Source organism: Cellulophaga omnivescoria (genome assembly GCF_001999725.1).
Classification (GTDB): Bacteria; Bacteroidota; Bacteroidia; order Flavobacteriales; family Flavobacteriaceae; genus Cellulophaga; species Cellulophaga omnivescoria.
Genome location: NZ_MDDP01000028.1, coordinates 1 through 11,844, shown reverse-complemented (window position 1 = coordinate 11,844; position 11,844 = coordinate 1). Strand labels below are relative to the sequence as shown.

General features: G+C 31.6%; 12 protein-coding genes and 1 other RNA gene. 9 read left to right on the top strand and 4 right to left on the bottom strand.

Annotated elements, in window-relative coordinates:
- Positions 1 to 247 precede the first annotated feature (247 nt).
- Positions 248 to 970, top strand: a complete 723-nt coding sequence (locus tag BFJ87_RS12005) for a ThuA domain-containing protein (protein WP_077404781.1) — start codon at positions 248 to 250, stop codon at positions 968 to 970.
- Positions 971 to 981: 11 nt separating this feature from the next.
- Here BFJ87_RS12005 and BFJ87_RS12000 read toward each other — a convergent pair whose 3' ends face one another.
- Positions 982 to 2,781 (bottom strand): DNA polymerase III subunit gamma/tau, encoded by a 1,800-nt coding sequence (locus BFJ87_RS12000; RefSeq protein ID WP_077404778.1) that lies wholly within the window; start codon positions 2,779 to 2,781, stop codon positions 982 to 984.
- 120 nt (positions 2,782 to 2,901) lie between these two features.
- On the opposite strand from BFJ87_RS12000, the gene rnpB reads away from it, so the two are divergent.
- Positions 2,902 to 3,214: RNase P RNA component class A (gene rnpB / locus BFJ87_RS11995), an RNA gene on the top strand.
- Here rnpB and BFJ87_RS11990 read toward each other — a convergent pair.
- From BFJ87_RS11990 to BFJ87_RS11980, 3 genes are read right to left on the bottom strand one after another with little or no spacing between them, the layout of a single operon-like run.
- Positions 3,214 to 3,765, bottom strand: a complete 552-nt coding sequence (locus tag BFJ87_RS11990) for an RsmD family RNA methyltransferase (RefSeq protein ID WP_077404775.1) — start codon at positions 3,763 to 3,765, stop codon at positions 3,214 to 3,216. The two genes, rnpB and BFJ87_RS11990, sit on opposite strands and share 1 nt — an antisense overlap.
- Positions 3,765 to 4,592, bottom strand: a complete 828-nt coding sequence (locus BFJ87_RS11985; RefSeq protein WP_077404772.1) for a DUF3822 family protein — start codon at positions 4,590 to 4,592, stop codon at positions 3,765 to 3,767. Before BFJ87_RS11985 ends, BFJ87_RS11990 begins: the two co-directional genes overlap by 1 nt.
- Positions 4,570 to 5,223, bottom strand: a complete 654-nt coding sequence (locus tag BFJ87_RS11980; protein ID WP_077404769.1) for a hypothetical protein — start codon at positions 5,221 to 5,223, stop codon at positions 4,570 to 4,572. The genes BFJ87_RS11985 and BFJ87_RS11980 overlap by 23 nt, the downstream gene beginning before the upstream one ends.
- Positions 5,224 to 5,326: 103 nt before the next feature.
- Between BFJ87_RS11980 and BFJ87_RS11975 the strand changes: the two genes are divergently transcribed.
- The 7 genes from BFJ87_RS11975 (at position 5,327) to BFJ87_RS11945 (ending at position 11,826) form a co-directional block, all read left to right on the top strand.
- Entirely contained in the window at positions 5,327 to 6,766 is a 1,440-nt protein-coding gene (locus tag BFJ87_RS11975; protein WP_077404766.1) for an ATP-dependent DNA helicase, read from the top strand.
- An 82-nt stretch (positions 6,767 to 6,848) separates the two neighbouring features.
- The gene (locus BFJ87_RS11970) at positions 6,849 to 7,418 is read left to right on the top strand and encodes a DUF4126 domain-containing protein (RefSeq protein ID WP_077404763.1); all 570 of its coding nucleotides are present in this window, start codon (positions 6,849 to 6,851) and stop codon (positions 7,416 to 7,418) included.
- Between the two features lie 11 nt (positions 7,419 to 7,429).
- Positions 7,430 to 8,158 carry a 3-deoxy-manno-octulosonate cytidylyltransferase gene (kdsB, locus tag BFJ87_RS11965; protein WP_077404760.1) on the top strand — a complete coding sequence of 243 codons (729 nt, stop codon included), beginning with the start codon at positions 7,430 to 7,432 and terminating at the stop codon, positions 8,156 to 8,158.
- Positions 8,149 to 8,853 (top strand): HAD family hydrolase, encoded by a 705-nt coding sequence (locus BFJ87_RS11960; RefSeq protein WP_077404757.1) that lies wholly within the window; start codon positions 8,149 to 8,151, stop codon positions 8,851 to 8,853. The genes kdsB and BFJ87_RS11960 overlap by 10 nt, the downstream gene beginning before the upstream one ends.
- 80 nt (positions 8,854 to 8,933) lie before the next feature.
- On the top strand, positions 8,934 to 10,013 hold the full coding sequence (locus BFJ87_RS11955; RefSeq protein ID WP_077404754.1) for an iron-containing alcohol dehydrogenase family protein: 1,080 nt from the start codon (positions 8,934 to 8,936) through the stop codon (positions 10,011 to 10,013).
- Positions 10,014 to 10,105: 92 nt separating this feature from the next.
- Positions 10,106 to 11,239 carry an FAD-dependent monooxygenase gene (locus BFJ87_RS11950; protein WP_077404751.1) on the top strand — a complete coding sequence of 378 codons (1,134 nt, stop codon included), beginning with the start codon at positions 10,106 to 10,108 and terminating at the stop codon, positions 11,237 to 11,239.
- A gap of 50 nt (positions 11,240 to 11,289) precedes the next feature.
- The gene (locus tag BFJ87_RS11945; protein WP_171974508.1) at positions 11,290 to 11,826 is read left to right on the top strand and encodes a 1-acyl-sn-glycerol-3-phosphate acyltransferase; all 537 of its coding nucleotides are present in this window, start codon (positions 11,290 to 11,292) and stop codon (positions 11,824 to 11,826) included.
- The last annotated feature ends 18 nt before the right edge of the window (positions 11,827 to 11,844 follow it).

Sequence of the window (11,844 nt, the reverse complement as noted above, 5' to 3'; positions counted from 1 at the left end):
TATTTATTTATTTTTTTTTTTATTTATTTTATTTTTTTAGTTTTGTTTTTTTTTTTGTTTTGTTTTTTTTTTAATTTAATTTTATTTAAATATCTGTTTTTAAATATTTTAGGTTGTATTTTATGTTGTGTGTTAAGTCTCAATTATTGCTATAGATTTTTAACTATTTAAAAATAAAAGATTTATCTTTTTATAAATTTACTAACTTACCGTAATTTAAATCAACCATTTTATAACTAATTATTTTATGAAATCTATATTTTTTAAAGTTCTATTGATAGTGTTTTTAGGTGTTTCCTTCTTTTCTTGCGGATTGCAAAGTCCCAAAGTTCTTGTGTTTACTAAAACTGCTGGTTTTAGGCACGGATCTATAGATAGTGGTGTGTTAGCCCTAGAAAAAATGGCAAAAGACAAAAATTTTGTAATAGACACTACGGCAAATTCAGCCTTGTTTACTGTATCTAATTTAAAACAATACAAGGCAGTTGTGTTTTTAAATACTACAGGTGATATTTTAAATGACGAAGAGCAAAAAGCCTTTGAAAAATATATTAAATCTGGAGGTGGTTACGTTGGTATACATGCAGCTGCAGACGCAGAGTATAATTGGCCATGGTATAACAAACTAGTTGGAGGTTATTTTAATGGGCATCCTAAGGTGCAGAAAGCTACGTTGCAAGTTGTAGATAGTACGCATTTATCAACCAAAATGTTAGGTAAAACGTGGGAGAAAGTAGATGAGTGGTATAATTATAAAGATTTAAATAAAAATGTAAATGTGTTATTAAACGTAGATGAAAAGAGTTATAGCGGAGGTAAAAATGGAGATTACCATCCAATGGCTTGGTACCATGATTATGATGGAGGTAGAGCTTTCTATACGGGATTAGGACATACTAACGTAACATTTAAAAATCCTGTTTTTTTAGAGCATTTATATGGTGGTATTAAATATGCGATGGGAGAGTAGTAGATTGCTTTTTAAATACTTAAATCAAATTCCTGTCTTAGTAAGTCTATGACAGGATTTTTTTCTCTTAATTTTTGGTATTTTTCTTCAGGTGTAAATGCAAACTTTTTTACAGCTTCTTCATTTACTGTAATTTCTAGCGTAATAAAGTAGTTATTAAGCTCTTTTTTTAAGTATTCCATAAGGTCGTACTTTTCACGTTCAACCTCCTTTTTCATAGTGTCATTAGCTAATTGTATGCTAATTGTAGTTCTGTCTTTTAAAACAGGTGTGTCACTATTTAGGTTAGATGCTAAAATACGCTGACCTTGAGCTTCTATTTTATCAACAAACTTATTCCATAATTCTTGAAGTCTTTCAACTTCAAAATCATCATTAGGTAAGGTGCTTTCGTCAACAACTACATCTACTTTATTTAATTTATGTTGTTCTTTAGCTTTTAAGCTAGATAAAGATAAACCAGATACTCTTTTAGGAGAATTAATGTTTAGCTTTTTTATAGCAGGTGTAGCAGCTACTTCTTTAGTAACTGTTTTTGCCGCAACTACAGGTTTAGTAGGGGTAGCAATAGTAGAGTTATCTGTGTAGACAGGAGCAGTTTCTTTAGCTTTTTGGTTATTAGTTGTACTAGCGCTGGGTTTGGTGTTTGCAGCAGTATTACTAGTTTTAGGTTTGCTTTCTCTAAAATGAGATGCAGGTACTAGTGTAATTATTTGATTACTTAATGCTAGGGATTCAGGATTTTTTTTTTCTCCATCAAAAGTGATAGAGGCTAATTTCATTAAGGCAAGTTCTATTAACAAGCGCTGGTTTTTACTTGTTTTATAGTTGAGATCTGCAGTGTTGGCAATATCTATGGCTTTCAATAAAAAGGCGTTGTTGGTTTGTTGAGCTTGCTCTTGGTATCGTTTTTTTGCTTCGTCACCAACTTCTAACAAATTAACGGTGTTTGGATGCTTGCACACCATTAAATCTCTAAAATGAGACGCGAGACCGATTATAAAGTGATGGCCGTCAAAACCTTTGCTAAGTGTAGTGTTAAATAGTATTAGTAAAGACGGTATGTTATTTTGTAAAATATGGTCTGTTGCTTCAAAATAAGTATCGTAATCTAATACATTTAAATTTTCTGTAACTGCCTTTCGGGTTAATTGTTTTCCAGAAAAACTTACCACCCTATCAAAAATAGACAATGCATCTCTCATGGCACCATCTGCTTTTTGAGCTATAATATGTAAAGCATCATCTTCGGCTTCAATACCTTGGTTTTCTGCTATGTATTTTAAATATTCTGCAGCGTCTTTTACCGTAATTCTTTTAAAATCAAAAATTTGGCAACGAGACAAAATAGTAGGTATAATTTTATGTTTTTCTGTAGTAGCTAAAATAAAAATAGCGTGTTTTGGTGGCTCTTCTAAGGTTTTTAAAAATGCATTAAAAGCAGCCTGCGAAAGCATATGTACCTCATCTATAATATAAACTTTGTACTTGCCAACTTGCGGCGGTATGCGTACTTGGTCTATTAAGCTCCTAATACCGTCTACAGAGTTGTTAGAGGCAGCATCTAGTTCAAAAATATTAAACGCAAAATCTTCTTCTGGATTTTCTTCTCCATCAGAATTTATCATTTTTGCTAAAATACGTGCACAGGTTGTTTTACCAACACCTCTAGGACCTGTAAACAACAAAGCTTGGGCTAAGTGGTTGTTTTGTATGGCATTTAAAAGTGTATTTGTAATAGCTTGTTGCCCTACAACATCTTTAAATGTTTGTGGTCTATATTTTCTAGCTGATACTACAAATGGTTCCAATTACTATGCTTTTATTAGTGAACTAATGTTACAGTACAAATATAAATATATGGCTTCATTTTACCTTATTTTTTACAAAGATATAGTGCTTACTTATCAACAATTAATTTACCTTTGCCACGAGCAGGTTACTCTATCGCTTTGCAAACTTGTTTTGTAAAGAGGAAAGTCCGGACACCATAGTGTAGCATAGCGGGTAATTCCCGTCCGTTGTAAAACGAGGACAAGTGCAGCAGAAAGTATGTACAGGTAATGCTGTAGTGAAACCAGGTAAACTCTATGCGGTGCAACGCCATGTAAATTAGCGTTATAAGGGTACACGCCCAAGCTAAAGGGTAGGCGGTTTGAGCTTTTAGGTAACTAAAAGCCTAGATAAATGATAGGGAAGCCACTAGTTGGCTTTACAGAATCCGGCTTATTACCTGCTCTTTTTTATTCTTCTTTTGTTTCTTTTTCAAAAAAACTAAAAACACTTCCTCCATATCTTTTTAGATAGGAAAAGTTTGGTAAGTTATCTAACTTAGTGTGTTTAGAGTGCTCTACAATTAACAAACCATCATCAGAAAGTAAATCGTTTTTAAAAACCAATTCTGGTATTTTTGCAAAATCTTCTGTAGAAAAATCGTATGGTGGATCTGCAAAAATTATTGTAGACTTGATGGCTGTACGTTCTAAATATTTAAAAACATCACTTTTTATGGTAGATATATTTACATCTAGTTCTTTAGCTGTTTGGTTTATAAATTTTACACAACCATAATCTGCATCTACACATATTATGTTTTCTGTTCCTCTAGATGCAAATTCATAACTTATATTACCTGTACCAGCAAAAAGATCTAAAACGCTAATATCTTCAAAATAGTAATGGTTATTTAAAATATTAAATAAGGCTTCTTTAGCCATATCTGTAGTTGGTCTAACCGGTAACTTTTTTGGTGCTATTAGTCTTTTGCTTTTAAATTTTCCTGATATTATGCGCATTATAGGGCGTTTAGAACGGTAAAGTCTATATTTTTTTTAGTGTAATCTCCTAGTTGAAAAGTACTGTTATCTGGTGCGTACACACTAATGTTTTTAAAATGATTATAGCATTTTTTATAAATAGTACTATCTTCTTCTATATCTCCAAACAATCTAAGTATAACCGTTTCATTATCTAATTTCAATTGTTCGCAAGTAAAAAGTAGGTAGTACAAAAAGTCTTCTGTAGTTAAGTACTCAAAACTATTAAAAAGGAGTAGTTTTTTCTTGTCAATTATAACAATATCCATTTGTTTTTCTGATGCGTACACGTAACAAGTAATATCATTGTTAGTGTTTGCATTAAGTAAAGAAGATGTTATAATAGAAGAGCTATGCTTGTAGGTAAAATCACCAAATAAGTCGTAAATGTAATTGTTAATATTAACTAGGGGAACAAAAACATTTACAATATCAAAGTTTGTTATTTCATCATGTGCAATTAGGTCAGTTGCTAAAACTTTGGTATTGTATTTTAAATAATTGTGTTTCTCGTCTTCTACAAACAAAGGTTTTGGCACAAAACAAAATAAAGTGTTTCTGTGCGTAGCAATTACTTCTGTATAAGAATCACTTGTAATATTATGCTCTTTAAACATAGTAACAAGTTCTTTTTCTAACTCTAAAGGATCTAGTTCTGTATTAAAAATTTTTCTTTTAGAGACTAAAATGGTATTATCTAGAGTGTCAACAACACAAAAAGAAAGTCCATTCAAACTAATTTGAATGGACAATTTTTTATAATTAGATGTTGTATCTAAAGTATTATTTTTTTGTTTTTCTGTCATAAATAGGAGGCCAGTTACCGCTAGTGCTTACATCATCTAAGTCACCAACTATAATTTCATCAAAATTTATTTCTTCAACACTATTTAAGGCATTTTCTCTGTCTCTTAAATCTTTAGGTTGGTCATATAAAACAACGTCTTTTTTAACAGATGCTTTAAATACAGAAACCTCTTTTCCTCCTTTTTCAATAGTCGCTGTTTTCATATCAAACTCAGCTTTTCCATTTTCAGAAAAAGGTACAAACTTTAATGTTTTATATCTATCATCGTTCTTAAATAAAGAATCTTTAACAGGTATAACATTTAAGGTATCTACAATTTTAACGTCTCTTTGTAAATCAATACCAAAGTCTTTGTCATACTCCATGTAAGAAGAATCTCTTTGCTGTATAATGTAGTAATTTCCGTTTTCTACAAACTTCACTAAAGCATCAAAGTTAGGAGCAAATTTACCAGTGGCAGATTTATGAGCTTCTTGTATATCTCTAATATCTTTTAAAGAGTTAATTACAGCTTGGAAGCGCTCTTGTTTTACTTTTTTAAATTCTATAGGACCATTTACAGATTGGTATATCATATATCCAAAAAAGATAGCTGCTAACCAAAGAACAATTTTAATTACGGTTTTCATTAGTATACTGTTGTTTTTATTTAGTGGTTTGACACAAATCTACAATTTTTTTTTAATCACAAAAGTATTTCAGCTTAAATTTCATCATTATCTTTGAAGACTTATGAATCTACCTACCTCTACATCATTCTTTAATTTATTAAAAGAAAAATTTCCTTTTGAGCCTACTTTAAAGCAACTCATTACTTTAGAGAAGTTATCTCAGTTTTTGTTGTCCAAAAATAATGATGATCTTTTTCTTTTAAAAGGTTACGCTGGTACTGGAAAAACAACAATTATAGGAACTATAGTTACAAATTTGTGGAATATTAAAATGAAAGCTGTGCTTTTGGCACCAACAGGTAGGGCAGCAAAGGTTATGTCTAATTACTCCAATGCAAAGGCACTTACCATACATAAAAAAATATATTTTCCTAAAAAACAAAGCGGTGGAGGTATACAATTTACCTTGGCACCTAATAAACATACAAATACCGTTTTTGTTGTAGATGAGGCGTCTATGATACCAGATGCGCCGTCAGATTCCAAGTTATTTGAAAATGGCTCATTGTTAGATGATTTAATGTCTTATGTGTATTCTGGTAAAAATTGTAAACTGGTTTTAATTGGAGATACAGCTCAGTTACCACCGGTAAAACTAGATATTAGTCCGGCTTTAGATGAAGACAGACTATCTTTAAATTATAATAAAGATGTTACTAAGGTAGAGTTGGATGAAGTAATGAGGCAGGCAGAAGACTCGGGTATTTTAATGAATGCAACTAATTTAAGAGAGCAGTTGCACGGTAGTTTTTTTGAAGATTTTAAGTTTGATGTTAATCCGTACAAAGACATTGTGCGTTTAATAGAAGGTAATGATATTTTAGAAGCTATTGAAGATTCTTATGCACAAAACGGAAAAGAAGAAACAGCTTTTATTGTACGCTCTAACAAACGTGCCAATTTGTATAATGCCAATATCAGAAATCGTATTTTATATTTAGAAAATGTAATTTCTACAGGAGATTATATGATGGTGGTAAAAAATAATTATTTTTGGATTAAGCCTACAACAGAAGCTGGTTTTATTGCAAACGGTGATATTTTAGAGATTTTAGAAATTTTTGCTATTAAAGAATTGTACGGTTTTAAGTTTGCAGAAGTAAATGTAAAAATGGTAGATTACCCAAATATGCCTGCTTTTGAAACTGTTTTGTTGTTAGATACTATAGACGCAGAAACACCTTCTTTACCGTATGAGGAAAGCAACCGCTTGTACCAAGAGGTTATGTTAGACTATGCAGATGAAACCTCTAAATATAAAAAGTTTTTAAAGGTTAAAAACAACAAGTATTTTAATGCATTACAGGTAAAGTTTTCTTATGCTATAACGTGCCATAAAAGTCAGGGTGGACAATGGGATACAGTTTTTGTAGAACAACCCTATTTGCCAAATGGCATAGATAAAGATTACTTGCGTTGGTTGTATACCGCAGTAACAAGAGCTAAAAAACAATTGTATTTAATAGGATTTAAGAACGATTTTTTTCTTGATTGGGAATAACCTATTTTTGGTACAATATATGTGTATAACTAACCATATAGCTGCTTTTTAAAAGCAACTTAAACACATAAAACCATTACAAATGACATCAGAAACCATTATTAGTATTTTTTTAGGCATTGGCTTAGCTACATCTGTAGGCTTTAGAGTCTTTTTGCCTTTATTTGCATTAAGTTTAGCATCATATTTTGGAGCTTGGGAATTAAATGAAAGTTGGATTTGGATAGGTAGTTTACCAGCACTAATGGTATTAGGAGTAGCTACTTTGGTAGAAATTTTTGCATACTTTATTCCTTGGGTAGACAACATATTAGATTCTGCTGCCATACCTTTGGCGGCAATTGCGGGTACCGCAGTAATGGTATCTACAGTAGCTAATTTAGATCCGGTAATTACCTGGTCTTTAGCAATTATTGCAGGTGGTGGTACAGCCAGCGCCATAAAAGGTACTTCTGCAGCAACTAGGCTAACCTCTACCGCTACAACTGGTGGTTTAGCAAATCCTGTTGTAGCAACAGTAGAAACAGGTACAGCTGTAGTTGTGTCTACAGCAACTATTATAGCTCCTGTTATTGGAGCTGTTTTGGTAGTTATTATATTAGCATTAATTTTTAGAATGTACAGAAAATTAATGCCTAAACGAAAAAAATAGATAAAAGATACATGAAGATTATTGCAATGATTCCTGCACGGTATGCAGCGTCTAGATTTCCGGGTAAACTAATGCAAAATTTAGCAGGTAAACCCGTTATTGTTAGAACCTATGAAACCGCTATAAAAACAAATTTATTTGATGATGTTTTTGTGGTTACAGATAGTGACACTATTTACAAGACAATAACAGAGGCTGGTGGTAAGGCTATAATGAGCATTAAGGAACACGAGTGTGGTAGTGACCGTATAGCAGAGGCTGTAGAAAATATGGACGTAGATATAGTTTTTAATATACAAGGTGATGAGCCTTTTACGCCTAAAGAAGGGTTGGAGGAATTATTAACGGTATTTAAAAATGATGATAAAAAAGAAATAGATCTTGCTACAATTATGTCTGAAATGACAGATGAAAATGAAATTAAAGATCCAAACTTTGTAAAAGTTATAGTAGATAACAGAAATTTTGCATTATACTTTTCTCGTTCGCCAATTCCTTACCCTAGAGAAAAAAATGTTGGACTAAAATATTACGAGCATAAAGGTGTTTATGCCTTTAGAAAAAATGCTCTTATGGATTTTTACAATCTGCCAATGTTACCTTTAGAGGCATCAGAAAAAATAGAGTGTATTCGTTATCTAGAATATGGAAAAAAAATTAAAATGATTGTAGATAATACTTCTGGTATAGAAATAGATACACCAGAGGATTTAGAAAGAGCACAAGCAGAATGGAAGTAGACTTTAAAAATATAAAAGTTATTGGTTTTGATGCCGATGATACACTTTGGGTTAATGAAACTTATTTTAGAGAAGCAGAAGAAACTTTTGCAGAATTATTAGAAGGCTATGAAACTAAAAATAAAATAGATCAGGAATTGTTTAAAATGGAAATGCAAAATTTAGGTCGGTACGGGTACGGCATAAAAGCATTTGTATTGTCTATGGTAGAGTCTGCCTTAGAGATATCTAATAACAAAGTAAACAATTCTGTAATAGCTAAAATTTTAGATATTGGTAAAGAAATGATAGACCAACCTGTAGAGTTATTGCCAGGTGTAGAGTCTGTTTTACAAAAGCTTCAGTCTAAATACAGATTAATAGTTTTAACTAAAGGAGATTTACTAGATCAAGAACAAAAACTAGAAAAATCTGGATTAAAAAAATACTTTCATCACGTAGAAGTTTTAAGTGATAAAAAAGAAGAGAATTATAAAAATTTATTAGATCATCTTCAAATAAAAACTTCAGAATTTGTAATGTTAGGTAATTCTTTAAAGTCTGATGTGTTACCTATTGTAAAGCTAGGAGCACAGGCTGTACACATTCCTTTTCATACAACTTGGGTGCATGAAACCGTATCTAAAGAAGAAGAGGAATCTAATTCGTTTTTAACCTTAAATAAAATTGAAGATATTTTAGACTACTTAAAATAACATTATTTTAGAAAAAGAAATTCATATAACAAGACAGGTTTGCTTAAATTTGTCTTATCATACATAATAGATATAATACTATGACGACATATAGAAACTTCCCAATGGTACCTAGAGTAATTTTTGGGAACGGTAGTTTTAGCCAAATAGGAGACATATTAAAGTTAAAGCGTAAAAGTGCTAACGCACCTTTTATTTTTTTAATTGATGATGTTTTTAAAGGAAAAGAATTAGCTACCAGAATACCTTTGGTAGAGAATGATAAAACTATTTTTGTTTCATCAGAATTTGAACCAAAAACATACCAAGTAGATGCTTTAGTAGAACAAATTAAAGCCGAGTATGATGAGTTGCCTTCTGGTATTATTGGTATTGGTGGTGGTACATTATTAGATATGGCTAAGGCTGTTGCAATTATGTTAACTAACCCAGGTAGTTCTGCAGAATACCAAGGATGGGATTTGGTTAAAAATCCAGCTATTTATCACGTAGGTGTACCAACAATTAGTGGTACAGGTGCAGAAGTGTCTAGAACAACTGTATTACTAGGTCCAGAGCGTAAGCTAGGTATAAACTCAGATTATACTCCTTTTGATCAGGTTGTATTAGATCCAGATTTAACACAAGGTGTTCCAAAAGACCAATGGTTTTATACAGGTATGGATTGTTATATTCATTGTGTAGAGTCTTTAGAAGGGACTTTTTTAAATGCTTTTAGCCAAAGTTATGGTGAAAAAGCTATGGAACTATGTAATGATGTGTATTTAAAAGATATTCCAGAAGACGAGTCTAGAGACAAGTTAATGATGGCATCTTGGCACGGTGGTATGAGCATTGCTTACTCGCAGGTGGGTGTTGCACACGCGTTAAGTTATGGACTATCATACCTATTAGGAGTAAAACACGGTATAGGAAACTGTTTGGTGTTTAATCATTTAGAGGAATTTTACCCAGAAGGTGTAAAATTGTTTTATAAAATGATGGAAAAACATAATATTACGTTGCCAACAGGTATATGTAAAGACCTTACGGAAGAGGAGTTTACAACTATGATTAATGTTGCTTTAAGTTTAGAACCACTTTGGGAAAACGCTTTAGGTAAAGATTGGAAAAAAACTGCAACTCCAGAGAAATTAAGATCTATTTACGCTAAAATATAATAGACTTTATATAATTTTAAAAAAGCCGAAAGTGTACATACGCTTTCGGCTTTTTTTGTAGTAATTTTATAAATAACTATAAATAAAATAAAATGTACGCTATAATAGGTGCTGGTATTGGAGGTTTAACAACGGCTTTGGCTTTTGAAAAGTTAAATATACCATACCATTTATATGAAAAAGCTGAAGATATTAATGCTATTGGAGCAGGAATATGGTTGGCTCCAAATGCACTAAAAGTGTATGAGTGGTTGGGTATTCTAGATCAGATTAAAGATACAGGTAACTCTATAGATCGTATAACAATAGCAACAGCAGATTTAAAACCACTTACAGACAGTAGACAGTATGAAGCTAAAGAGGAGTATGGATATTCTACCGTTGCCATACATAGGGCAGAATTGCAAAAAGTATTGGCTAACAATGTAGCTAGTTCTAATATTAGCTGGGGAAAGGGTTTAAAGAGTTACACAGAAACTAAAGAAGGAATAGAACTTCAGTTTTTAGATGCTACTACAGCTAATGTAAGTTACCTAATTGCAGCAGATGGTATAAACTCTGTAGTACGAAAACAACTGTTTCCAGAAAGTAAAATTAGGTATAGCGGACAAACGTGTTGGCGCGGTGTAACAAATTTTATACTACCAGAAGATTATAATCATCGAGGTATAGAAATGTGGGGTAAGCAAACCAGATTTGGAATATCTAAACTGTCTACAGATAAAACATCATGGTTTGCAGTAGCTAATAGCAAACCTTTTTTAACAGATAATAGAAAAACTTTAAAGGAAGACTTGCTCAAGGAGTATAATAACTATGCAAATGTGGTTACAGATTTAATTGCAAATACTAATATAGATGCTATACTTAGAAATGATATTATAGACCTTAAACCAATTAAAAAATGGCATACAAATAGGATTTGTTTGTTGGGTGATGCTGCTCATGCTACAACACCAAATATGGGGCAAGGTGGTGCACAAGCTATAGAAGATGCTTATTTTTTATCTAAAATTATTGCAACAAATACTACAGATAGTCCTTTTAAAGAATTTCAGAAGGTAAGGTATAAAAAAGTAAACTCTATTGTAAACCAGTCTTGGATTACGGGTAAAGTTGCACATTTAGGTTTTGGTTCTAAAATTAGGAATATGGTATTTAAAAACTTTCCTAAATCTTTAATTGATAAAAAAATGCATTTTGTTTACAGATTAGATAACGAGTAACGTATTTTTGCTGTACAATAGTTATAAATTTTTAATGAAATAGAGAGATGATGCATGCGATAGCTAAATTTATATATTTTAAAATAATGGGTTGGACTCTAAATGGAGCCTTTCCTAAAATAGATAAATGTGTTGTAATAGTTGTACCGCACACAAGTAACTTAGATTTTTTTTTAGGCTTACTCATTAGAAGAGTGCTTAATGAAGAGTTTAATTTTGTTGGTAAAAAGAGTTTGTTTAAATGGCCTTTTGGCTGGTATTTTAGGTGGCAAGGTGGTATGCCTATAGATCGTACTAAAAGCAACAACTTTGTGGATGCTTGTACAGAATTAATAAAAAGTACTAGCAAAATACACTTAACCCTAGCGCCAGAGGGTACTCGTAGTAAAGTTTCTAAATGGAAAACTGGGTTTTATTACATTGCAAAACAAGCTAATGTACCTGTGGTTATGGTTGCATTTGATTATGGTAAAAAAGAAATAAAAATATCTGAAGCTCTAAGTACTACAGATAATACAGAATTAGATTTTAAAACCTACGAAGCTTTTTTTAAAGGAGTAGAAGGTAGGGTTAAAAAAAATATGTAATTACTTTTACTGTTAAAT

What these genes read in the sequence shown, in the direction of transcription:
- BFJ87_RS11985 (WP_077404772.1), bottom strand. Translation starts at nt 4,592, where the DNA reads ATGACAGAAAAACAAAAAAATAATACTTTAGATACAACATCTAATTAT.
- BFJ87_RS11980 (WP_077404769.1), bottom strand. Translation starts at nt 5,223, where the DNA reads ATGAAAACCGTAATTAAAATTGTTCTTTGGTTAGCAGCTATCTTTTTT.
- BFJ87_RS11950 (WP_077404751.1), top strand. Translation starts at nt 10,106, where the DNA reads ATGTACGCTATAATAGGTGCTGGTATTGGAGGTTTAACAACGGCTTTG.
- BFJ87_RS11955 (WP_077404754.1), top strand. Translation starts at nt 8,934, where the DNA reads ATGACGACATATAGAAACTTCCCAATGGTACCTAGAGTAATTTTTGGG.
- BFJ87_RS11945 (WP_171974508.1), top strand. Translation starts at nt 11,290, where the DNA reads ATGCATGCGATAGCTAAATTTATATATTTTAAAATAATGGGTTGGACT.
- BFJ87_RS11970 (WP_077404763.1), top strand. Translation starts at nt 6,849, where the DNA reads ATGACATCAGAAACCATTATTAGTATTTTTTTAGGCATTGGCTTAGCT.
- BFJ87_RS11960 (WP_077404757.1), top strand. Translation starts at nt 8,149, where the DNA reads ATGGAAGTAGACTTTAAAAATATAAAAGTTATTGGTTTTGATGCCGAT.
- BFJ87_RS11975 (WP_077404766.1), top strand. Translation starts at nt 5,327, where the DNA reads ATGAATCTACCTACCTCTACATCATTCTTTAATTTATTAAAAGAAAAA.
- BFJ87_RS12005 (WP_077404781.1), top strand. Translation starts at nt 248, where the DNA reads ATGAAATCTATATTTTTTAAAGTTCTATTGATAGTGTTTTTAGGTGTT.
- BFJ87_RS11990 (WP_077404775.1), bottom strand. Translation starts at nt 3,765, where the DNA reads ATGCGCATAATATCAGGAAAATTTAAAAGCAAAAGACTAATAGCACCA.
- kdsB (WP_077404760.1), top strand. Translation starts at nt 7,430, where the DNA reads ATGAAGATTATTGCAATGATTCCTGCACGGTATGCAGCGTCTAGATTT.